The sequence below is a fragment of the Raineyella antarctica genome, assembly GCF_900092135.1.
GTDB lineage: Bacteria > Actinomycetota > Actinomycetes > Propionibacteriales > Propionibacteriaceae > Raineyella > Raineyella antarctica.
In genome coordinates, this window is record NZ_FMYF01000001.1 from 38221 (window position 1) to 61010 (window position 22790).

At 69.5% G+C, this 22790-nt stretch carries 22 protein-coding genes and 1 pseudogene; 15 read left to right on the top strand and 8 right to left on the bottom strand.

Annotated features, from left to right (window positions below; translation table 11 throughout):
• Positions 1-153 precede the first annotated feature (153 nt).
• The 4 genes from GA0111570_RS00185 to GA0111570_RS00200 form a co-directional block, all read right to left on the bottom strand.
• Positions 154-783 (bottom strand): alpha-ketoglutarate-dependent dioxygenase AlkB, encoded by a 630-nt coding sequence (locus GA0111570_RS00185; RefSeq protein ID WP_092605173.1) that lies wholly within the window; start codon positions 781-783, stop codon positions 154-156.
• Positions 784-866: 83 nt separating this feature from the next.
• Complete coding sequence (locus tag GA0111570_RS00190; protein WP_092605174.1) at positions 867-1208, bottom strand: nuclear transport factor 2 family protein; 342 nt, start codon at positions 1206-1208, stop codon at positions 867-869.
• Positions 1209-1359: 151 nt separating this feature from the next.
• The gene (locus GA0111570_RS00195) at positions 1360-2097 is read right to left on the bottom strand and encodes an ABC transporter permease (protein WP_092605176.1); all 738 of its coding nucleotides are present in this window, start codon (positions 2095-2097) and stop codon (positions 1360-1362) included.
• A gap of 1 nt (position 2098) precedes the next feature.
• Positions 2099-2995: an ABC transporter ATP-binding protein gene (locus tag GA0111570_RS00200; protein WP_092605178.1), complete on the bottom strand. Its 897-nt coding sequence runs from the start codon at positions 2993-2995 to the stop codon at positions 2099-2101.
• 79 nt (positions 2996-3074) lie between these two features.
• Between GA0111570_RS00200 and GA0111570_RS00205 the strand changes: the two genes are divergently transcribed.
• The gene (locus GA0111570_RS00205; protein WP_092605180.1) at positions 3075-3467 is read left to right on the top strand and encodes an MmcQ/YjbR family DNA-binding protein; all 393 of its coding nucleotides are present in this window, start codon (positions 3075-3077) and stop codon (positions 3465-3467) included.
• 211 nt (positions 3468-3678) lie between these two features.
• A pseudogene (gene clpB / locus GA0111570_RS00210) lies at positions 3679-6252 on the top strand (ATP-dependent chaperone ClpB); the annotation flags it as partial.
• Positions 6253-6594: 342 nt separating this feature from the next.
• On the opposite strand, the gene GA0111570_RS00215 reads toward clpB, so the two are convergent.
• Complete coding sequence (locus GA0111570_RS00215) at positions 6595-7173, bottom strand: GyrI-like domain-containing protein (protein WP_092605185.1); 579 nt, start codon at positions 7171-7173, stop codon at positions 6595-6597.
• A complete protein-coding gene (locus GA0111570_RS00220) occupies positions 7160-7444 on the bottom strand; it encodes a hypothetical protein (RefSeq protein WP_092605187.1) in 285 nt (94 codons plus the stop codon). Before GA0111570_RS00220 ends, GA0111570_RS00215 begins: the two co-directional genes overlap by 14 nt.
• A gap of 299 nt (positions 7445-7743) precedes the next feature.
• On the opposite strand from GA0111570_RS00220, the gene GA0111570_RS00225 reads away from it, so the two are divergent.
• The 10 genes from GA0111570_RS00225 (at position 7744) to GA0111570_RS00270 (ending at position 19660) form a co-directional block, all read left to right on the top strand.
• Complete coding sequence (locus GA0111570_RS00225; protein ID WP_092605188.1) at positions 7744-8736, top strand: hypothetical protein; 993 nt, start codon at positions 7744-7746, stop codon at positions 8734-8736.
• Positions 8737-8890: 154 nt separating this feature from the next.
• Entirely contained in the window at positions 8891-9604 is a 714-nt protein-coding gene (locus tag GA0111570_RS00230) for a hypothetical protein (RefSeq protein WP_092605190.1), read from the top strand.
• Positions 9605-9739: 135 nt separating this feature from the next.
• The gene (locus GA0111570_RS00235; RefSeq protein WP_092605192.1) at positions 9740-10300 is read left to right on the top strand and encodes a dihydrofolate reductase family protein; all 561 of its coding nucleotides are present in this window, start codon (positions 9740-9742) and stop codon (positions 10298-10300) included.
• Positions 10301-10371: 71 nt separating this feature from the next.
• Complete coding sequence (locus GA0111570_RS00240; protein WP_092605194.1) at positions 10372-11232, top strand: aldo/keto reductase; 861 nt, start codon at positions 10372-10374, stop codon at positions 11230-11232.
• A 198-nt stretch (positions 11233-11430) separates the two neighbouring features.
• Positions 11431-12321, top strand: coding sequence for an HpcH/HpaI aldolase/citrate lyase family protein (locus GA0111570_RS00245; protein WP_092605196.1), 891 nt, complete (start codon positions 11431-11433; stop codon positions 12319-12321).
• Positions 12322-12491: 170 nt separating this feature from the next.
• Entirely contained in the window at positions 12492-13175 is a 684-nt protein-coding gene (locus GA0111570_RS00250; protein WP_092605198.1) for a glycosyltransferase family 2 protein, read from the top strand.
• Positions 13175-13651, top strand: coding sequence for a DUF2304 domain-containing protein (locus GA0111570_RS00255; protein ID WP_092605200.1), 477 nt, complete (start codon positions 13175-13177; stop codon positions 13649-13651). The genes GA0111570_RS00250 and GA0111570_RS00255 overlap by 1 nt, the downstream gene beginning before the upstream one ends.
• Positions 13652-13745: 94 nt before the next feature.
• A complete protein-coding gene (locus tag GA0111570_RS00260; RefSeq protein ID WP_139283095.1) occupies positions 13746-15653 on the top strand; it encodes a DUF6541 family protein in 1908 nt (635 codons plus the stop codon).
• A gap of 48 nt (positions 15654-15701) precedes the next feature.
• A complete protein-coding gene (locus GA0111570_RS00265; protein ID WP_139283096.1) occupies positions 15702-17654 on the top strand; it encodes a DUF6541 family protein in 1953 nt (650 codons plus the stop codon).
• A gap of 68 nt (positions 17655-17722) precedes the next feature.
• Positions 17723-19660, top strand: a complete 1938-nt coding sequence (locus tag GA0111570_RS00270) for a DUF6541 family protein (protein ID WP_092605206.1) — start codon at positions 17723-17725, stop codon at positions 19658-19660.
• 95 nt (positions 19661-19755) lie between these two features.
• On the opposite strand, the gene GA0111570_RS00275 is transcribed toward GA0111570_RS00270, so the two are convergent.
• Together GA0111570_RS00275 and GA0111570_RS00280 are read right to left on the bottom strand one after the other, a co-directional pair.
• Positions 19756-19938 carry a PspC domain-containing protein gene (locus tag GA0111570_RS00275; RefSeq protein WP_092605208.1) on the bottom strand — a complete coding sequence of 61 codons (183 nt, stop codon included), beginning with the start codon at positions 19936-19938 and terminating at the stop codon, positions 19756-19758.
• Positions 19939-20027: 89 nt separating this feature from the next.
• Positions 20028-20216, bottom strand: coding sequence for a PspC domain-containing protein (locus GA0111570_RS00280; protein WP_175557250.1), 189 nt, complete (start codon positions 20214-20216; stop codon positions 20028-20030).
• A gap of 207 nt (positions 20217-20423) precedes the next feature.
• Here GA0111570_RS00280 and GA0111570_RS00285 point away from each other — a divergent pair, with 207 nt between their 5' ends.
• The 3 genes from GA0111570_RS00285 (at position 20424) to pyrE (ending at position 22759) form a co-directional block, all read left to right on the top strand.
• Positions 20424-21269 (top strand): spermidine synthase, encoded by an 846-nt coding sequence (locus GA0111570_RS00285; protein ID WP_092605959.1) that lies wholly within the window; start codon positions 20424-20426, stop codon positions 21267-21269.
• An 82-nt stretch (positions 21270-21351) separates the two neighbouring features.
• Positions 21352-22107, top strand: coding sequence for a class E sortase (locus GA0111570_RS00290; RefSeq protein ID WP_092605210.1), 756 nt, complete (start codon positions 21352-21354; stop codon positions 22105-22107).
• Positions 22108-22192: 85 nt separating this feature from the next.
• Positions 22193-22759 (top strand): orotate phosphoribosyltransferase, encoded by a 567-nt coding sequence (gene pyrE, locus GA0111570_RS00295; protein WP_092605212.1) that lies wholly within the window; start codon positions 22193-22195, stop codon positions 22757-22759.
• Positions 22760-22790: the final 31 nt, after the last annotated feature.

Here is a 22790-nt window from a genome sequence, read left to right on the forward strand (position 1 = left end):
AAGACGGTTGCACTTCTTGATAGTGAACTGTCCGCGGTACACGATCAAGAAGTGGGAGCTTGCCGAGGAACGGTGATGTGACGGCGGACGGTCCCGACCGGTTCCTGGAGGAGAGGCGGAGGGGTCATCTGGTCGCTGTCCGGGCGACTGCTGTCAACTCGCTGTCAGGGCCAGACCGATCCGGCCCTCCCGGAGCCCGCACCAGTCGGGGGAGGTTCCCGGGCGGATCCGCGTGATGCCGAGGAAGTTCCGCCGGGCCATGGCATCGACGACGACCGCATCCCCCGACTCCAGCAACGCGTCCCGATACGGACGGCCCGGGCCGTCCGGATTGCCGAAGCGCAGCTGGCCGGCATCTCCCACCGACAGCAGCACCAAGGGGCCGGCGGCCTCCATGGGGCGGTGCATCCGCAGGAACGTCCCGGGGCCGAACTCGCCCATCACTGCCGCGTCCGGCGTCCAGTCGGGGTCCGGCGTCCAGTCCGGGTCCGGCGTCCGATCCGCCAATTCGGAAGCTTCCTCGTGGCTCGTTCCGGCCGCTTGGAGGGTCGCCTCACGAGCCAGTTCAACCACCCAGTCCGGCAGGCCGCGGACGAGTCCCCGGCTGGTCGCTCCCCGGGCTGCGAGCGGTTCGAGGGTCCAGCTCCGGCAGGTACGGACGAGGCGGCGCTGCTGCTCCAGGTCCAGGAATCCGGGGAGGTGAAGGGCACCCGGGGCGAGCCGTCGAGGCGTACGTACCACGAGGTCGGCGGGGAAGAGCGCGTCCGGCTGCGAGGAGGTCATGGCATCGCCAATCCGCCCCGCTCCCGGTCCTCCTGTCCAGCCGGTGACCGGGTGCGCACGCGCAGGTGCACCGGAGGATCCGATCAGGCTGGCCGTACGTGGTAGGCGACCGTCTGCACCCGGATCATCCCGTCGGTGAAGATGAAGGTGTCGATGCCGTCGTCGACCCGGCGGCCGCCGCCGGTGGCCTTCCACTCGAGGTAGAGGACGTCGTCGGCGAAGACGGTGTCCAGCTCCCACTGGGCCTGCGGGACGTCGCTGAGCAACTGGACGAAGACCTCGCGGGCGCCGTCCTTGCCGCGGTACACCTTGCCCTGGGCGATCAGGATCGCGTCGTCCGCATAGTCCGAGAGGATCTCCTCGAGGTCCTCCGCGCCGAGGGACTGGCCGTGGTGCTGGAACACTTCTTCTGCGGTGCGTGCCATGGGATCGCTCTCCGTCGAACGTACGTCGGCGCCGGGGTCGGCTACCGGTCCCCTCGAGTCTCCGCGCCTCCCCGGTGCTTGTCCATACCGAGGGGCGGCGCTGATGGCTGGGTGGGTGGCCGCGTCAGCACACCGGCCACGGGGCTCGCGGTCATTCCCAGCGGAAGGTCCGGATCGCGACGGTGAACCCGATGACGGTCCAGGCCACCAGGCAGACGAGGGGTTGCCAGCCGATCGCGGCGCCGGTCGCCGCGCTGGTCAGCAGGGACGCGACTGCCCCGCCAGGGGTCCAGTCGGCCACGGTGGCCAGCCAGCCGGGGAACACCGCCCGCGGGACCCACATGCCGGCCGCGAACCACATCACGGCGGCGGTGGCGGAGCCCACGCCGCTGGCGACGCGTGGGTTGGGGATGACTGCGGCCAGGAGCGCGCCGACCGCGAGGAAAGCGGCCGCGCACGGGATCAACAGCAGCACGACCAGCGTCTGCCTGCCCACGGAGCCGAGGCCGAAGAAGAGCGGGAGCGTGCTCAGGAACAGGCCCACGACCAGGATGATGACCAGGATCAGGGCAAGGACCGCTGCGAGCAGGTTGCCCGGGTGGGCGGGGGTGGTGCGCAGGCGACGGAGGAAGCCGAGTTCGCGGTACTGGCCCAGGATCATCGGCATCATCTGCAGCGCCAGCATCGAGGCGGCGAAGACCACCAGCGTGGGCTGGTACGCCTCCACCACGCTCAGGCCGCCGAAGGCCTCCAGCGGTTGGCGGGCGCCGGGGATGGAGCACATCACGATGATCGCGACGACCGGGATGACGACTGTCCAGATGACGATCGCCGGGGTGCGCAGGGTGAGGCGCAGTTCGTTGCGGAACAGGGCGGTGGTTGCGCTCATGTCAGTCCTCTTCGGTGACGCGCAGGTAGGCGTCGTCGAGGGTGGGTCCGGTCACCCGGAGTTGGCCGGCGGTGACGCCACGGGTAGTCAGTGCCGCCAGGACATTCTGGGCCGCAGCTGCGTCCCCCTCGACCACGATCCGGTCGCGGTCCTGGCGTACGTCGGTGACGCCCGGTAGGGAGAGCAGGTCGTCGAGGGGCACCGGGGACGACGGGAGGAAGCTGATCGACTGGCCGCCGGCGGCTGCCGCCAGCTCGTCGGGGGTGCCCTGGGACACCACTCGTCCTGCGTCGATGATGTAGATCCGGTCACAGAGGTGCTGGGCCTCTTCCATTGAATGGGTGACCAGCAGGATCGTCGTGCCCTCGGCTGCGAGGTGCTCCAGGTAGGTCCAGATGTCGCGCCGAGCGGCCGGGTCCAGTCCGGTGGTCAGCTCGTCCAGGATGGCGACCTCGGGGCGTCCGACCAGGGCGAGTGCGACCGAGAGTCGCTGCTGCTGGCCTCCGGAGAGCTTCTCGAAGCGCTGGTCGCGCTGGGAGGTGAGGCCGAAGCGCTCGAGCAGTTCGTCGGTGGGGCGGGGGTCGGGGTAGAAGGCGGCGAAGAGGTCGATGGCCTCTGCCGTGGTGATCTTGGCCGGCAGCCGGCACTGCTGGAGCTGCATGCCGAGGATCTGGCGCAGTCGGGGATCGTTGGAGGCGGGATCGATCCCGCCGACGCGGATGGCGCCGGCGTCCGGGGTGCGCAGGCCGCCGATGCACTCGACGGCGGTGGTCTTGCCTGCGCCGTTGGGGCCGAGGATGCCGACGATCTCGCCCTCGTCCACGGTCAGGTCGATGCCGTGCAGTACTTCGCGTGCGCCGTAGGTCTTCCGCAAGCCGTTGACCTCGATGATGGGCATGCCTCGACTGTCCCACCCCCGGGGGGTCAGCTGCGGGTCGGTGACCTGGTGAATGGCCTTGTCGGCCTAGGCTCGGACCATGGAGCATCCGCTGATGTTCGATCCGGACGATCCGTTCCTGCACCGGCTCCGGGAGATCGCCCTGGCCCTCCCCGGTGCCGCCGAGAAGGTCAGCCACGGCCGGCCGGCGTTCTTCACCACCAAGGTGTTCGCGTACTACGGCGGCTCGATCAAGGCCGCGGGTGCGCACGAACAGCACGACCGCTCCCTCGTCGTGCACCCCGATCCCGCGGAGGTGCTGGCCCTGGCCGAGGAGGAACGCTGCTACCGGCCGGCCTACCTCGGCCCGAGCGGCTGGATCGGGGTGGACCTGGACGGCGACACCGACTGGGCGGAGGTGCGCGAGTTGGTCGAGGCCTCCTACCGGGAGACCGCTGCTGCCCGGCTGGTCGCCGAACTCGACGCGCGCTGAGGGAAACCCGGGGCGTGCCGCCAGCTCCCGGCAGGGAAGCGCCACGACGAACACCATCGGCGGGAATATCGAGGCTTCCGGCAAGGTTGAGTCCATGACGCTCAACTTCGGTCGGGACCCGCAACCCCGCCCCGAAAGCGTCGTCAAGCACCCCCAACAGTGGCAGGCTCGGAAGAAGGAGCCCGCTTCCGAGCCGGAGAACGAAGGACACATGGACGCCAACAAGCTCACCACCAAGAGCCGCGACGCGTACTCGGCCGCCGTACGCAACGCCCTCACCAACGGCAACCCGAACGTCGAGGCCGTGCACCTGCTGCACGCCATGCTCATCACGCCGGAGAACACCGTCGGGCCGCTGCTGGAGTCGATCGACGCCGACCCGCGTACGATCGACGCAGAGGCCGAGAAGGCGATCAAGAAGCTGCCCGCGGCCGCTGGCTCGTCGGTCTCCCAGCCCCAGCTCTCCGGCGCCGTCGCCCGCGTCCTGGCCGATGCGGAGACCCGCGCCGAGAAGCTCGGCGACACCTACATCGCCACCGAGCACTTCCTGATCGCGCTGGCCGCGATCGACTCCGAGGCCAAGAAGATCCTGGTGGCCCAGGGCGCGACCGAACAGGCTCTCACCAAGGCGTTCCAGGACGCCCGCGGCTCCAAGCGGGTCACCTCCGAGGGCCAGGAGGGCACCGCGAGTGCCCTGGAGCAGTACGGCTACGACATGACCGCGGCCGCCCGCGAGGGCAAGCTCGACCCCGTCATCGGCCGCGACCAGGAGATCCGTCGCGTGGTCCAGGTGCTGGCGCGACGTACGAAGAACAACCCGGTGCTGATCGGTGAGCCCGGCGTCGGCAAGACCGCCGTCGTGGAGGGCCTGGCCCAGCGGATCGTGGCCGGCGACGTGCCCGACTCGCTGCGCGGTCGCCGCCTGATCAGCCTCGACCTGGGCGGCATGGTCGCCGGCGCGAAGTACCGCGGCGAGTTCGAGGAGCGGCTGAAGAGCGTGCTCCAGGAGATCAAGGACGCCGAGGGACAGATCGTCACGTTCATCGACGAGATCCACACCGTGATCGGTGCCGGCGCGACCGGCGACTCCTCGATGGACGCCGGCAACATGCTCAAGCCGATGCTCGCCCGCGGCGAGCTGCGCCTGATCGGCGCGACCACGCTGGACGAGTACCGCGAGAACATCGAGAAGGACCCGGCGTTCGAGCGCCGCTTCCAGCAGGTGTACGTGGGGGAGCCCTCGGTGGAGGACACCATCGCGATCCTGCGCGGGCTGCGCGAGCGCTACGAGGCGCACCACAAGGTCGCCATCACCGACCAGGCCCTGGTCGCCGCGGCGACGCTGTCGCACCGCTACATCACCGGTCGCAAGCTGCCGGACAAGGCCATCGACCTGATCGACGAGTCCGCCTCCCGGCTGCGGATGGAGATCGACTCCTCCCCGGTCGAGATCGACGAACTGCGCCGCAAGGTGGACCGGCTGACGATGGAGCAGATGGCGCTGGAGAAGGAGTCCGACACCGCCACCCAGGAACGGCTGGCGCGGCTGAACTCCGAGCTCGCCGACACCCAGGAGACCCTGCGCGGCCTGGAGCAGCGCTGGGAGTCCGAGAAGCAGGACCTCAACCGGGTCGGTGAGATCCGCTCCGAGATCGACGCCAAGCGCTCGGAGGCCGACCGTGCCCAGCGGGACGGTGACCTGGGCCGGGCCTCGGAGATCCTCTACGGGGAGATCCCGGCGCTGGAGAAGGAGCTGGCCAAGGCCGACGAGGCGGAGAAGAACGCCAAGCCGATGGTCTCGGAGGAGGTGACCGCCCAGGACATCGCCGAGGTGGTCGCCGCCTGGACCGGCATCCCGGTCGGCAAGATGCTGCAGGGGGAGTCCGAGAAGCTGCTGCACATGGAGGAGTACCTCGGCAAGCGCCTGATCGGGCAGTCCGAGGCCGTGGTCGCCGTGTCCGACGCGGTGCGCCGCTCGCGGGCCGGCATCTCCGACCCGAACAAGCCGACCGGCTCGTTCCTGTTCCTCGGCCCGACCGGTGTCGGCAAGACCGAGCTGGCCAAGTCGCTGGCGGACTTCCTGTTCGACGACGAGCAGAGCATGGTCCGGATCGACATGAGCGAGTACTCCGAGAAGCACACGGTCGCCCGCCTCGTCGGTGCCCCTCCGGGCTACATCGGCTACGAGGAGGGTGGCCAGCTGACCGAGGCCGTCCGGCGCCGCCCGTACTCGGTGATCCTGCTCGACGAGGTCGAGAAGGCCCACCCCGAGGTCTTCGACATCCTGCTGCAGGTGCTGGACGATGGGCGGCTGACCGACGGCCAGGGTCGTACGGTCGACTTCCGCAACACGATCCTGATCCTGACCTCGAACATGGGCTCGCAGTACCTCGCCGACCAGACCCTGTCGGAGGACGACAAGCGCCAGGCCGTGATGGGCGTGGTCCGGTCCTCGTTCAAGCCGGAGTTCCTGAACCGGCTCGATGAGATCGTCATGTTCAAGCCGCTCAGCCAGGAGGAGCTGACCCGGATCGTCTCGATCCAGCTCGGCCGGCTGAACAAGCGGATGGCTGACCGCCGGATCAGCGTGGCGGTCACCCCGGCCGCCCAGGAATGGTTGGGCCTGATGGGCTTCGACCCGGTCTACGGTGCCCGGCCGCTTCGTCGCCTGATCCAGTCGACGATCGAGGACCAGTTGGCGCGGGCGGTGCTGTCCGGCCGCCTGCACGAGGGCGACGACGTCGTCTTCGAGGTGAGCGCGGACGGCGAGGGCCTGCAGATCCTCGAGTCCGGGCTGTCCGGTGAGGGCGCGGTGGCGGGCACCGGCGACGAGTTCACCGACCGGCGCGACGAGATGGCACACGTGGGCGGCGACGGCTTCCACGTCGCCGGCGACGGGTCCGGTGACGACGTCGTCGAGGGCGAGATCGTCGAGGAGTGATCGTCGAGGAGTGATCACTCGCCGAGTGAGGAGGGCTCGGCTGCAGGCGGTTGCCTCCCCAGGGCGGCGCCCGCAGGTGCTCCTCCTGGGGTGGCCGAGGCTTAAGTGCGCCGTATCTATTGGTCCACCAACAGATACGGCGCACCTAAAGGGTGGTCGAGGCCGGACCTGTCCGCCGGCGGATGTTCAGGCCCGGTCGTCGCCCCCGGCGCGCCCCTCGTCCGTGTCGTCTGCCAGCAGCCAGCTGATCCGGGTTCGCATGTCCCGCGGGTCCGCCTCGGGGGTGGGCATGGTCTCGTACGTCTCCCAGGTCACCTCGCCCGGGACCAGGCCCTCCGCGCGCATCCAGTCCTCCAGCCGCTGGTAGGTCTGCCCGAGGGTGCCGTACGACCCGTGGTGCACCACCTCGGCCACCCGGCCGGCGGGCAGCAGGATCTCGTGGACCTCTCCGTCGGGCAGGATCGCCGCCGCGATCGGGAAGGCCGCGGCCACGTCGATCGTTTCGCCGGGCGTGCCGAAGTAGATACCCAGAGCCGGTCCGGCCGGCGGCACCCCTTGGCGGGTCAGGGAACCGACGATGGCGGGGTAGGCCATGTCGAAGAAGGAGGGGAGCTCCTCCATCCCGATGGTCCGGCGCAACGACGCGACCGGGGCCGACGACACCTCCCGGACCCGGGGGAGTTCGTCCGGCTCCCGAGCCTCGCCCCGATCCGCATCCAGGGCCAGGTCGTCACGGTCGCCGGGTTCGTCGTCAGCGATCGTCACGGGGCATCACTTCCTCCTCGCCCCGCTCGTTGCCGACGGCGTTCTCGCGGTAGTCGTGGCCCGGTCCCTGGGCGCGCTGCTGGGCCAGGTCGGCCGGGGGAATGGTGCCCTGGTCGTCGACGTCCGGGTCCAGCCGCCCGACCTCCGAGAGCTGGCCGCCGGCGAGGTCGCCCTCGTCCTGGGGGCCACGCTGATCCTCGGTCCGGCGTTCGCGCTCATCCTCGTGCCGGCCCGCTGGGCGGTCCTCGAAGTTCTCCTCGTTGTCGCGCATGCTGATCCGCCTTCCGCTCGCTCGGTCCGGGAGGGCGCCGCAGGCTCCGGCACCTCATCGGCCGAATAGACATGTCGATAGCCTAGGGAGAGTTGGTCTCCGCGTGAACCCCTCCCCTCGGTGGGGTGCTGCGACTCCGCGCGGAATCGTGCCTCCGGTTGTGACCTCGCTCACCGCTAGCCTCTGGGCTGCAAGCATGGAGTTCGGGCCGGGCAGGGCCAGACCATGGTCCTCGTGCATCGGCTCGACCGGGACACAAAGGGAATCCGGTGACAACGAGTACGCATGACACGAGCAACGTGAAGAGGGCACAGATCGTGCGCCTGATGGCCGTCGGGATGTCTGTCGGATTCTCGCTGATCGGGCTGGGCGCGGTCGGTACGGCCCATGCGGCGACTCCAGCGGACGCCGCTGTCCAGGAAACCACGACGGCGGTCGAGGGGCCGGTACAGGAGATCGTGTCCACGGTCACCGGGACCATGGGCAACAACGGCTGGTACACCTCCGACGTGACCGTCGCGTGGTCGTTCACCGATCCGAAGGTGGCGGCCAATGTTGTCGAGGGTACTTGTGAGAACCGGACCCTCTCGTACGACACGATCGGCGAGACGTTCACCTGCGTCTTGACCACCAGCTGGGGGGTGGCGCTCAGCAAGTCGGTGACCATCAGGCGTGACGCCACCGCACCGGTGCTCGCCGTCGGTCGGCCCGACCCGATCGTGCTGCACGACTCGGTGACCGCGGACACGTCTGCCTCGGATGCGACCTCTGGGGTCGACACGGCCGGCTGCGATCCCGTCCTCACCAGCACGGTCGGCTATTCCACCCTGACATGTACGGCCGTCGACCTGGCGGGCAATCAGGCGAGCGCCGGCATGCGGTATCCGGTCGTGGCCCCGTTCGGCTCCTTCACGGCACCGCTGCTGTCAACGGCTGCGGTCAGGTCGGGCTCACAGATCAGGGTGATGTTCACGCTGCGTGACGTGAACGGATCCTTGTCCCAGGCCGATGCCCAGACCCTGGCCAGCAACGGGCAGGTCCGTGTCGTCCTGACCGCCACGGCCGATGGCAGCGGGGAGCCGCTGGCCTCCGCGCTGTGCAAGTGGGACAAGAGGGCATCCGCCTTCGCCTGTGCCCCGAGGACTCCGAAGCTGGACGCGGCGTCGATCACCAACCCGTACTTCATCACGGTCCAGGAAACAGGCCCGGGGCAGGACGACTGGTTCGCCGCGCCCAACCTGGATGGCGCCGCCGGTGAACCGGGAAACTCCTTGCCCGTCGAGCTGAGGTAGACCCGGAGCGGCGTTCCATCGACATCCGACGCGCGATCGAGGAGCCGTCGCCGGCGTAAGCGCCGGGGGCGACGACCGGTCCGAATCGAGGCTGTCGCGGGTCGGGGAGCACGCGTAGCCTGAGAAGGATCACCCCGGGGGATGGAGGTCCGCCATGAAGCGACTGTTCCTGGCGAGCGGGGTCGCGCTCGCCCTCGTGCCACTGCTGGCGCCGCCCGCCATGGCGGCGAAGCCGAACATCTACCACACGATCTCGTCGACCCATGGGTCCGCCGTGGTCTCCCGGGTCGAGGGATGCGAGCTCACCGAAGTCTTCGTCTCCTCCAGCGCAGCCATGTACGCCGCCCAGCCGGGCCCGGTCAACAAGCAGGGCCTCACCAGTGTCTTCGTCCGGGTGACCGATACCTGCGCCAGCGCCCGGGCCGGTGCACGCGCTGCCGCGGTCCGGCCCGCGGCCGCAGGCGGTGGCGCAGTCCTCTTCAGCGCCGAGGGACAGAACATGGCGCCGCTGGTCGCAGACTCGCGGCTGACGAAGGCCTCCGTCTCCGACGTCATCAAGGGGACCGACGACCAGGAGAACCCGGTAACGATCACCCTCCACGCCTCCTGGACCGGCACCGGCCCCCTCGAGCACACGACCGTCCGCACTGGCGACCACTACGCCGACGGCAACGTGTCGGCCCATGACAACAATCTCCGCAGGGATGCGGTCGCCGAGGTGTCGGTGACCGTCACCGGGGAGGGGACGGATCTGTCGGTCACCGGAACCGATCAGACGGCGGTCCTGGAGAGGGTGAAGTCGATGTGCATCGAGGTACCACGTCCGGGCGTGACAGAGTTCTACCCCTGCTTCGGCTTTCCCGGCTGACCCCGATCGCTCGTCCGCGCAGAGGCGAGTGACCGGTGACGGGGTGGTGTGGGTTGCCATCGCCAGGCCGGATGGTCGGAGGTGCTGTGCGGAGCGTTCAGGCGGGTCGCCGTCGGGTCTGCCCATACTGGAGGCATGGGCAGACTCACGTACGGGATGATGACCTCGCTGGACGGGTTCGTGAACGGGCCGGACGGGACCTTCGGGTGGGCCGAGCCGGACGAGGAGACGCACCGGTTCGCCAACGAACGCGAGCGCGAGGTCGGCACCTTCCTCTACGGGCGACGGATGTTCGAGACCATGCGGTTCTGGGCGGACGACGAGGCACTGGCCGGCGCGCCGCCGTACATCCTGGACTATGCCGACATCTGGCGGACTGCCACCAAGGTGGTGTTCTCCTCGACGATGGACGAGCCAGCCCTGGAGCGCACCAGGGTCGAGCGCCGCTTCGATCCGGAGGCCGTACGCGCCCTCAAGGAATCCAGCTCGCAGGACCTGGCCGTGGCCGGTCCGACGCTGGCGGCCCAGATGCTGCGGGCCGGGCTGGTCGACGAGATCTCCGTCTTCATCGCACCGGTCGTGGTGGGCGGGGGAACCCGGTTCCTCCCCGAGCAGGCGGCGCTGGATCTGTCCCTGGTCCAGATGCGCCGGTTCGACTCCGGGTTCGTCTTCCTGCGCTACGCCGTTCGGCACTGACAACGATTCAGTACTGATCGTGGCCCGTGGTGGTCCTTCTCCGGCCCGTGGCAGCGGCGTAGGGTCGCGACATGAGCGTTGCACGATCCGGAACATTCCGCCTCGCCGGCCGGCTCGAGGTGACGCGCCTCGGCTTCGGCGCGATGCGCATCACCGGTCCAGGCATCTGGGGCCCACCGGCCGACCCCGACGAGGCGATCCGCGTCCTGCGCCGGGCCGTGGAGCTGGGCGTGGACTTCATCGACACCGCCGACGCGTACGGGCCCGAGGTCTCGGAGGACCTGATCTTCCGGGCCCTGCACGGCGCGGACGGCTACGACGGGGTAGTGGTCGCGACCAAGGGCGGACTGACGCGCCAGGGGCCCGAACGCTGGGCACCGGTGGGCCGCCCGGAGTACCTGCGCCAGTGCCTGCAGATGTCGCTTCGACGCCTGGGGCTGGAACAGGTCCCGCTGTGGCAGCTGCACCGGATCGACCGGCGGGTGCCGCGCGAGGAGCAGTTCGGCGTGCTGAAGGAGTTCGTCGACGAGGGGTTGGTCGGCCTGGTCGGGCTCTCCCAGGTCGGCGTGGACGAGATCCGGGCGGCCCGGGAGGCCGGGCTGGAGATCGCCTCCGTGCAGAACCGGTACAACCTCTCCGATCGCTCCGCCGAGGACGTCCTGGAGTACTGCGAGGCCGAGGGCATCGGCTTCATCCCCTGGGCGCCGATGGCCGCCGGCCGACTCGCCCAGGCGGGCGGGGTGCTGGACCAAGTGCTGCAGGCCCACCCGGGCGCGAGTCCGTCGCAGGTCGCGCTGGCCTGGCTGCTGCGACGCTCCCCGGTGGTGCTGCCGATCCCCGGCACCGGCAGCGTTGCCCATCTGGAGGCGAACTGTGCAGCCGCTGACCTGGAGCTCAGCGAGCAGGAGGTGACCGCGCTCGAGGCGGCCTGACGTCCCCGCCAGGGCTTCCACAGACTTTGTGTTGACCGATATGCCCGGTTTCGGACCGATGACCGGGAGCATCTAGGAGACCTCTCGGTGCGCCTTCCGGGGGCCGGCCTCCCTCGACTGCTGGTGTAATCACCCGCCGCGCCCTAGCATCGGGGGCGTGCGCGGGCGCGCACCCTGTCAAGGAGGACAGCAGAACACATGACCATCACCACGCCCCCCGTGACCGTCGGCCCCGAGCTGGCCCGTTCCTGGCTGCTCGTCAACGCCTCCCACCCGGACCGGTTCGCCCCGGCCGCCGCCAGCGCCGCCGACGTCGTACTGCTCGACATCGAGGACGCCGTCGCTCCCGAGGGGAAGGCCCAGGCCCGCGACAACGTGGTGGAGTGGCTGTCCACCCCGGGCAACGAGGCATGGGTGCGCCTCAACGGCTTCGGTACCGAGTGGTGGGAGCAGGACCTGCGGGCCCTCGCCCAAACGCCCGGCCTGCGCGGGGTCATGCTGGCGATGGTCGAGTCGCCCGAGCACGTGCACCGTACGGCCCAAATGCTGCCGGGCATCAAGATCGTCGCGCTGGTCGAGACCGCGCGCGGCGTGCAGAACCTGCCGGCCATCGCCGACTCCCGGCACACGTTCCGGCTCGGGCTCGGACTGGGTGACTACCGCCGCGACACCGGGTTCGACGACGACCCGCTGACCTTGGCCTACACCCGCTCCCAGTTCACCATCGCCTCGAAGGCCGCCGGGCTGCCCGGCCCGATCGACGGCCCCGCCGTCGGGGCACTCGGGGTGAAGCTGGCCGACTCCGCCGGCGTCACCGTCCAGTTCGGCATGACCGGCAAGATCTGCCTGATGCCTGAGCAGACCCTGACCGTGAACGAGATCCTCTCGCCCTCACTGGCCGACCGCTCGTGGGCGGTCGAGTTCCTGGCCGAGTTCGAGGCCGCCGGCGGGCAGATCCGCAATGGTTCGGACCTGCCCCGCCTGGCCCGGGCCCGCAAGGTTCTGAGCCTGTCGCAGTCGTACGGGCTGTCCCTGCCCGAGGGCTACGACCTGCACTTCGAGGCGCCCTCGGACACCTACCACTGCTGACCTCCCACTGCCGGGACCCCCGGTCCCACACGGGGCCGACGTTGGTGCAAGGACGGGCCCGGGCCACCGCCCGGGCCCGTACCGTTCCGTACGGTCGGGTGGGGAGCCCCCAGCGCATATGATCTGGGGGTGCCCCGACGGTTCGGGGCGGGACCGTCAGAAAGGTAGAGATGCGCTCGGACGTGGCCTTCATCATTCCCGTATACAACGAGGAGACCGTCGTCCGTGGCGTCGTCGAGAACGTGCTGCGCGACTATGCCCACGTGGTCTGCGTGAACGACTGCAGTCGCGACCGCTCCGCCGACGAGGTCGAGGCGACCGGTGCGTACCTGGTCAATCACCCGATCAACATGGGGCAGGGCGCCGCCCTCCAGACCGGCATCGAGTTCGCCCGCCGGCTCCGCGGCGTGGAGTACTTCGTCACGTACGACGCCGATGGACAGCACCGGCTCGAGGACGTTGCGACCATGCTCGACACCATCGAGCGGACCGGTGACGACATCGTCATGGGGTCGCGCTTCCTGGGCACCGAGGCGGTCGGGATGACCCGCACCAAGCGGGCCGTCCTACGGATGGCGGTCGCGTTCAGCAACGCCACCTCGGGGCTGAAGCTCACCGACACCCACAACGGGCTACGAGTCTTCAACCGCCGGGTCGCCGAGCAGATGCAGATCACCATGCCGGACATGGCCCACGCCTCGGAGATCCTCGAGATCGTGGCGAAGGGGAAGTACCGCTACCGGGAGGTGCCGGTGACCATCGTCTACACCGACTACTCACGCGGCAAGGGCCAGTCCATCGTCAACGCGATCAACATCGCCTTCGACACCCTGCTCCGGAAGGTCAGCCGCTGATGCTCATCCAGGTCATCCTCATCGTCCTCGCCTTGCTGCTGGTCTACCTGATCCTGGCCTCGCGCGGTTCCCACGGGGCCAAGGCCTCGATGAAGCTCGGACTCATCCTGCTGGCCATCGCGATGATCATCGCGGTCCTGCGGCCCCAGTTGATGTCCCAGTTGGCCTCCTTCCTCGGGGTCGGCCGGGGCACGGACCTGCTGCTGTACGCGGTCACCGGCGCGTTCCTGTTCTATGCGCTGACCCAGTACCTCAAGTCCCAGTCCCAGCGCGACGTCATCTTCCGGCTGGCTCGCCGGGTGGCGCTGATCGAGGCGGACAACCGCTACGGCTCGATCCTGACGGGGCCGCTCGACGCCCCTGATCCGCAGACCCCGCGCCCACTCACCACCGACGCCGACGACCGTACCGCGGGTCCCGTCGAGCTCGGGCAGCCGTACGTCGACCCGCACACCGGCAGGACTCCCCAGGACTGACAGCAGCCCTCGCCCACCCCCGCTCGCGTGGCGGGGAGGGGCTCTGCCGGATCGTACGATGGGGGCCATGCTCGCCCCTGGCTGGAACTGGACCATGGCAATCCCAGTCATCCTGGCCCTGGTCGCCCTGCTCTGGATCCCAGGCACGGCACTGGCCGGTGGCCTGGGGTCGGGACGGTGGCCGGCGGTCGCGCTCGCGCCGCTGATGACCACCGGCCTGATCTCCGTCGGGGCCATCATCACCGCCCTGGTCGGGCTGCGTTGGGGGATCGCCGTCGCGCTGTTCTGGCTGGTCGTGGTTCCCGCGCTGGTCTGGGCCGCCCGGATGCTCATCGCCCATACCGGACGTACGCCGTGGCGCTTCGACGCACCCACCGTGCGGGTCTGGCAGGTCGTCCTCGGGCTGGCCGTCTCGGTCGCCCTCGCCAGCTGTATCGTGCACGGGGGCACCCAGGCCCCCGGCTATATCCCCCAGCAGGGCGACCAGATCTTCCACCTCGGCACGGTCCGCTCCATGCTGGACTCCGGCAACCTATCCTCGCTGACCGCCGACGGCCTGAACCACCGGGAGGCTCCGGTGTTCTACCCGGCGGCCTTCCACGGGGTCGCCGCGACGGCCGTGATGTTCACCGGCGCACCGATCGTGGTGGTGGAGAACTCCCTGCTGCTGGTCACCGCAGCGCTCACCTTCCCGCTCGGTATGATGCTGATGCTGAACACGCTGGTTGCCCGGGACCGCCACCTGGTGCTGCTGTCCGGGGTGTTCTCCCTGGCCTTCACCGTCTTCCCCTGGGTGCTCATGGTCCGCGGCGCCGTTTGGGCACAGGTGTTCGGCTCCGCCTTCATCCCGGCGGTCGTGGCCGTCTACGGCTGGGGGGTGGCGCAGGCGTTCCTGGGGAAGAACTGGGGGAGTTCGGCGCTGCTGTTCGTGGTGTCCGTCCCGGCACTCTTCCTGGCGCACTCGAGTGCCCTGTTCGCCGCAGTCGCCGCTGCCGTGATGCTCTCGCTGGCGTACGCGCTGAAACACGCGCTGGACGCCCCGCGCAACCCGCGGCAGTGGCTGCCCCTGGCGGTGTTCGCGGTCCTGGCCGTCCTCGCGAACGTCCTCGGCGCCCTGGTCGCCCCCGCAGGGATGGCCAAGGACGTCAAGGTGCACCTGCCCGCCCAGCAGGTCATCGCCGGCATCGCGACCTCCTGGGGGTCGACGGACCATCCCTCCCAGGTCGCCGGCCTGGTCCTCACCGGCCTGGCCCTGATCGGCGCCGTGCTGTGCTTCGAACACCGCAAGGACTGGTGGCTCTCCGCGACCTGGGCATCCTTCATGGCCATCACCACCCTGCTCTACGCCAACGGCACCGGCCTGGTCTGGCAGTGGACCTGGCCCTGGTACAACTTCGGCTTCCGGGTGGAGGCGATCATGGCGATCTTCGCCGTACCGCTGGTGGTCCTGGGGGTGTCGCGGATGCTGCACCTAGCAGGGCGCTGGCGGCCAACGGTCCTATTGATCGTTCTGCTGTGCCTGGCCCTGCTACCAGTGATGAACGTCCAGGCCCAGACGGCCACCAAGACGCTCCGGAACATGTACCGCTGGGACAGTGCCACCGGCTGGATCTCCAGCGACGAGGTACGGGCGCTGGTCAAGCTATCCGCGAAGATGCCCCCCGACGCCGTCGTGGCGACCAGCCCTTGGCGTGGCGGGCAGTACCTCTACATCGTCGGGACCCAGCACACGGCCATCCCCACAGAGAAGTCCTCCGGCCGTGACGACAAGATCGTCTCCAAGGGGCTGAAGGACATGGCGACCGACCGCACGGTCTGCGCCGCGGCGAAACGGATGGGGATCTCGTACGTGATCACCGGTGGCAACGGCCTGCCGTTCGAGACGTTCGACTGGCACCTGGACCAGGCCGGAATCGACGATGTCGGGGAGTCCGGCGGCTTCCGGAGGGTGGCGTACGTCGCGCCGTACGTGCTGTGGTCCGTGCCGGACTGCGCCGCCTGAGGATGGCGTACGACGGGTCGGTGGGACGCCGCAGGTTAGGCTTCGGCCATGCTTGCATCTGACTGGACCTGGTTGACGGCGATCCCGGTCATGATGGCCTTGGTCGGCCTGCTCTGGATCCCGGGGGCGGCACTCGCCGGGGGGCTGGGGGCGGGCCGGTGGCCGGCGATCGCCCTGGCACCGCTGGTCACCACCAGCACCATCGCGGTCGGCGGCATCATCACCGACCTGGTCGGGGTGCGCTGGGGGATCGGCCCCGCGCTCTTCTGGTTGGTGGCCGTCCCGGCGCTCGTCTGGGGGGTGCGTTGGCTGATCCTCCGCAGTGGACGCCGGCCGTGGAGCTTCCGAGCGCCGGCCGTACGCTGGTGGGAAGTGGCGGTCGGGCTGGCGGCCGCGTTCGCCATCGGCAGCTACGTCATGCACGTGGCCACCGGCTCGCCGGGCAACATCCCGCAGCAGTCGGACCAGATCTTCCACCTCGGCACGGTGCGCTCCATGCTGGACTCGGGCAGCATCTCCTCACTGCGGGCCGACGGCCTCAACCACCCCTCCGCACCGGTGTTCTACCCGGCGGCCATGCACGGCGTCGTCGCGACGGCGGTGCTCTTCACCGGGGCTCCTGTCGTCGTACTGGAGAACTGCCTGTTGCTCGTATCGAACGCCTTCATCTTTCCGCTCGGCATAATGCTGCTGCTCAACACCCTGGTCGCGGCGGATCGCCGGCTGGTACTGCTCACCGGTTTCCTGGCCCAGGTGTTCATCGCCTTTCCGTGGTGGATCATGATCTCCGGCGCCGTGTGGGCGCAGGTGTTCGGGTCAGCGTTCATCCCCGCCGTCGTGGCCGTGTACTGCTGGGGACTCCTGCAGGTGTTGCGAGCGGAGAACTGGGGCAGTGCCGCACTGTTGTTCCTAGTCGCGGTGCCGGGCATCACCCTTGGGCACACCAGCGCCGTGCTGGCGGCCGCGGCGGTGGCGATCATCTTCTCCGTCGGCGCCTCGGTGGACTTCGCACTGCGTGTCCGGCGGAGATTCGTCGGCTGGCTGCCGGCGATCGGCTTCGCAGCCCTCGCCGTCCTGGTGCCGGTGGTTGGGCTCATCGCTGCACCGGTGGGCATGACCGAGCACCGGATCGCGAACCTGTCGACCTCCAAGATCCTGATCGGCCTGGTCACGTTCTGGGCCAGTCGGAACGACCTCGAGCAGGAAGGCGCGCTGGCCCTCACCCTCCTTGCCGTCATCGGAGCCGTCGTCTGCGTGCGCCGCCGCACCCACTGGTGGCTCGTCGCGACCTGGGTGGTCTTCTTCGCGATCGCCGGGGTGCTCAATGCCCGCGGCACGACGTACGTGTGGCCATTGACCTGGCCTTGGTACAACCGGGCCAATCGGTTCCAGGCCGTGGTGGTCATCGTCGCGCTGCCCCTGGTCGTCATCGGCGTGTCCTGGTTGCTGTCGTTGGCTGCACGACTACGGGGCAGATTCCGGCCCCTGGGCCTGGTCTGGGCTGGCATCGTCTGGGCCGGGGTGTTGCTCTTGGTCTGGATCGGCGTGACGAGGGCGATCGCGACGGTCCGCCCGGTGTACGAGATCGCAGATTCGCGAGCCTGGATCACGAAGGGCGAGGTCAGTGCGCTGGAGCAGCTGTCCGGGCACATGCCGGCGGACGCGGTGGTGGCGGCCAATCCCTGGCGCGGGGCCCAGTTCCTCTACATCGTCGCCCCGCAGCGGACGGTGATACCCACCGAGAAGTCGGGCGGGGAGGACCTCAACATCATCGCGCGGGGGCTCAAGAACGTGGCCTCCGACCCTCGGGTCTGTGCAGCCGTCCAGCGACAGCACGTCTCGTACGTCATAACGGGAGGCAGCCCGGTCTACCTCCAGGGGAGTGGATACCTCGACTACTCCGCTGTGGACGAGGTCAGTGGGGCCGGTGGCTTCCGGGTCGTCGCCACCGCAGCGCCGTACACGCTGTGGAAGGTCCCGGAGTGCTCCACGGGGCACTGAGGGCCCCACCCGGCGCTGGGACGGAGGCTGCTGTCGGATCGGTGGGGGGCTCCGGACAATCCAGTAGCATGACCGACATGCTTGCTCCCGACTGGTCGTGGCTGACCGCCATCCCCATCGTCATCGCCGCGGTTGCTCTCCTGTGGATCCCGGGGGCCGTGCTGGCCGGTGGACTCGGGGCGGGTTGGTGGCCGGCGATCGCCCTGGCACCTCTCCTGACCACGAGCCTGGTGGCGGTCGGAGGCATCCTCACGGACCTGGCCGGTATGCGGTGGGGTATCGGGGCAGGGGCGTTCTGGTTGCTTGCGATCCCGGCGGTGGTCTGGGGCCTGCGCGTGCTGTGGGTACGACGTAGGCGGCGGCCATGGAGGTTCGACGCACCCCACGTCCGTTGGTGGGAGGTCGCGGTCGGCGCGGTGGTCGCCGTGCTGATCGTCTGCTGGGTCTTCTACTTTGGCACGGTGCGCCCCGGCAACTTCCCGCAGCAACCTGACCAGATCTTCCACCTCGGTCTGGTGCGGTTCATGGTGGACTCGGGCAACCTCTCCTCGTTGGAGGCCAACGCGTTCAACGAACCTGCCAGTGCGTCGTTCTATCCGGCTGCCCTGCACGGGATCAGCGCCACCCTCGTGATGCTCACAGGTGCCCCCGTCGTCGTGGTGGAGAACAGTGTCCTCCTCGTCTCCTGTGCCCTGATCTACCCACTGGGCCTGATGTTGATGTTGAACACTCTGGTGGCGACCGATCGGCGGCTGGTGCTGCTCACGGGCCTCCTCGCCGCGGCGACCACCGCTTTCCCGTGGCGGATCCTGTCCTGGGGTGCCGTGTGGGCCCAGGTCTTCGGGTCGGTCTTCATCCCGGCAATCATCGCCGTGTACGGCTGGGGCCTGTTGCAGGTGTTCCGCCGGCAGCACTGGGGCAGTGCCGCCCTGCTCTTCCTGATCTCACTGCCGGGGATCAGCCTCGCGCACACCAGCGCCACGATGGTGGCCGCAGCGGCGGCCATCCTGTTCTCGCTGGCTGTTGCGATCCGCCACGCACTCACGGCCCGGCGCGGAATTGTCGGTTGGTTGCCCGCCATCGGCTTCGCCCTCGCCGGCATCCTTGGGCCCGTCCTGGGGGCTTTCGCGGCACCCACGAGACTGTTGGCGATGCAGGAGCTGAACGAACCGTTCACGAAGGTCGTCATCGGGATGCTCACCTTCTGGAGTGGCCGCAACGATGCCGAACAGGTGGCCACGCTCGCCCTCTTCGCCCTTGCCGTCCTCGGCAGCGTGGCGTGCCTGCGGCGCGGCCGCGACTGGTGGCTGGTGGCGTTCGGCTGGATCTATATCGTGCTGTGCACGGTCCTCAGCTCCCGCGGTTCCGCCTATGTGTGGCCCTTCACCTGGCCTTGGTACAACTGGCCCTACCGCTTCCAGGCAACGACGGCACTGGCTGCCACACCGCTGATCGTGGTCGGGGCCTCGTGGCTGATCTCCTTCGGCGAGCGCCTGCGCGGACGTGGCCGGGGGCTCGCCATCGCGTGGACCGTGCTGGTGGCGGTCGGGCTGTTCACGACCGTGGCGTTCGAGACTCGGGCCAGCGTCGGTGTCGTTCGGCGCTCGTACACGGCGAAGGCCCCCTACTCGGGGACCAACGATGCCGAGGTGCGGGCGCTGGAGCAGATCTCCGCCACGCTTCCCGACGACGCCGTGGTCGCCTCGAACCCCTGGACCGGCTCGGCCTTCCTCTACGTGCTGGGCCCCGAGCAGACCTTCATCCACACCAAGAACACGTGGAGCCCGGACATCGCCCTCGTCGCCCACGGGCTCGACAACGTCCGCGTCGATCCGGCGGTCTGCGGGGCGGTCAAGCGCAACCACATCACGTACGTGATCACAGGAGGACGCGAAGCCACGAAGGACTTCACCGGGATCGACTCCGTCTCCGCGGCCGATGGCTTCGTCCTGGTGCAGCGGACGGGCCCATACACGCTCTGGAAGGTCCCCGACTGCCGCCAGTAGCGATTGCCGACCCCCGCAACGACGAAGGCCCGAAGAGCGGGGGGACTCTCCGGGCCTTCGCCTCGACAGCAGGCGGACCTGCCGGTTTTGGGGGATCAGCTCTCGTTCGGCATCAGGATCCAGGCCAGCAGGTAGATCCACAGCGGGACCCCGGCGAACCAGATCAGTGCGACGAAGCCTACGCGGACCCACAGCGAGCTGACGCCCAGCTTGCGGGCGATGCCGGAGCAGACGCCGGCGATCACGCGGTCGTTGCGGGGGCGGTACCAATCATTCATGACACGGGCCTTTCTCGGAGGGGCAGGTCGGACGGGGAAGGTCGGACGGGGCAGTGCGGGTACGGGGTGCTGCGGAGGCGTGGGGCTGCTCACTTCTCGCTGGGCATCAGCACCCACAGCACCGCGTAGACGAGGGCGCCCGCGCCTCCGAAGAACAGCGAGACCGCGAAGACCACGCGGAGGATCAGGGGATCGAGGCCGAACCGGGGCGCCAGTCCAGCGCACACGCCGGCGATGACGCGGCCCTGGGCGGGACGGGTGATTCCGATGTCGAGCATGAGGGGTCCTTCCCTGGTGGGTCGGGCCGTCACGGTCGGCCCGGAGATCTGTGAGACGTACGAACCTTGTCTTCCTCCAGCCTGACCGCTGAAGGGGCCACGGTAAAGGCTTCCGGGCAGAGTTCGGGGACCAATCGGGGACCGCGACCCCGGAAACCCTGAGGTTCATGTGCGTCCCCTGACAGGGGCAGCGGGTAAGTTGGCGTGGTGGCACGACGCAGAGACGAACCGACCGGCGGTCCGACGGCCGGGGGTGCCCGAGTGGTCCCCGACCCTGACCGACCCGGCAGCTGGTTCGTACGGATCGGTACCACCGACCAGTCGCACGTCGACCCCGACCGTCCCACCCTGCTGGAGTTTGACTACATGCAGCGGATGGCCGAGGCGATCGACGCGTACGGCGATCCGGGGGAGCGGATCCGGGCGGTGCACATCGGGGGTGCCGGCATGAGCCTGGCCCGGTACGTCGCAGCCACCCGTCCCACCTCGGCGCAGATCGTCCTGGAGCCCGACGCCGAGCTGACCCGGGAGGTCCGCGACAAGGCGCCGCTGCCACGCCAGTCCGGGATCAAGGTCCGCCCGGTCGACGGGCGGTCGGGGATCGCCGCGATGCCGGATGACTACGCGCAGGTCGTGATCCTCGACGCGTTCGCGGGAGCGCGGGTGCCCCCCGAGCTGACCACCGTGGAGTTCTACGCCGACGTCCGGCGGGTGCTGACCGGCGGCGGATTGTTCCTGGCCAACGTCACCGACTCCGGCGCGCTGGACTGGGCCCGTCGCGCTGCCGCCGGAGTGGCGGCGACCTGGTCGCATGCCGCGGTCTCGGCCGAGCCATCGACCTGGCGCGGCCGCCGCTTCGGCAACGTCGTCCTGTACGGATCGGCCGCGCCGATTCCGACCCGCCAGCTCGCCCGGGCGGCGGCCGGCGCGGTGTTCGCCTACCGGATCATCGACGGGCAGGACCTGGTCGACTGGTGCGCCGGTGCGCGGGCCTTCACCGACGCCGATGCGGAGGCCTCCCCGGAGCCGCCGTCGATGTTCCTGGGGCACTAGGGATGTCCCGGTCGCGCTGGATCCGTTCGGTTCCGTACGTCGGGGGCTTGGGTTGGGACCCCGCGGTGGCGAGAATGGGCACGTGAGTTCACCCACCGCCCGTCCGGCCACCTCCGCGCGCCGCAGCCCTGTCGGCGTCGTCGTCGGGATGGCGCTGCTGGTCGTGGGGCTGGCGGTGCTCGGCTGGTTCGGCTACCAGTTCATCGGCACCACGATCATCGCCCGCCAGGAGTTCACCCGGACGACCTCGGGCCTGGAGGACGCGTGGGCCAAGTCCCCGGTCCCGGGCTCGGGTTCTGCCGCTGGCTCTGGTGCCGCTGCCGCTGGCTCGGGGACGACCGCCGCCGGCTCGGGGAAGACCGCCAGTGGCGAGGTCGCCGCCGACGGCACGATCACGCGCACCCCGGGTGCGGCGGCCGCCATCATGCGGGTGCCGGCCTGGGGTGACGGCTGGGTCGTACCGATCCTGGACGGGACCAGCGAGCAGGTGCTCGCCAAGGGCCTGGGCTGGTACGAGGGAACCGCCCCGCCGGGACAGGTCGGCAACTTCGCCGTGGCCGGCCACGTGGTGACGCACGGCCAGCCGTTCCGCCGGCTCTCCTCCCTGCCGGCCGGGTCCACCGTCCTGGTCGAGACCCGCGACACGATCTATACGTACGCGATCGACTCCTCGACGGTGGTGAAGGACAGTGACACCTGGGTGGTGCAGCCCGTCCCGGGCCATCCGGGGGAGCAGCCGACCGACCGGCTGATCACGCTCACCACCTGCGCGGACCTCTTCCGCTCCCCGGACCGCTACATCGCGTTCGGGCACCTGGTCAACGAGCAGGCCAAGTAGGCGTACGCGCTGGACTGGCGCGCCTGCGGGGTGTGTACGGGCAGCGGGGGAGCGTGGGCGCAGCCGGATCGCTAGAGTCTGGGGCATGTCTCGCTCCGATATCTCCGCCGCCGATCGCGAAGCCCTGATCGGCCACGTCAACGACCTCGCCGTGGTCCGCGAACACGTCGTGCTCTCCTCCGGCAAGGAGGCGGACTTCTACGTCGACATGCGCCGGGTGACGCTCGACGGTGCCGCCGCGCCGGTCGTCGGCCGAGTGATGCGGGCGCTGACCAACGACCTGGACTTCGAGGCGGTCGGTGGCCTGACCCTGGGCGCCGACCCCGTCGCCGGCGCGATGCTGCACTCCGCAGCCGCGGACGGGAGCCGGCTCGACGCCTTCGTGGTACGCAAGGAGGCCAAGCAGCACGGCCTGCACCGCCGGATCGAGGGCACAGACGTGTCCGGCAAGCGCGTGCTGGTGGTCGAGGACACTTCCACCACCGGTGGGTCTGCGCTAACTGCCGTCGAGGCGCTGCGCGAGGCCGGTGCAGAGGTGGTGGCCGTGGCCGTCATCGTCGACCGTGGCACCGGGGCTGCGGAGAAGGTGGCCGAGGCCGGGCTCGAGTACCGCTACGCACTGTCGGCCGCCGAGGACCTCGGCCTGGTCTGAGCCCCGGCTAAGCTGGCCGTGCCCCTGCATC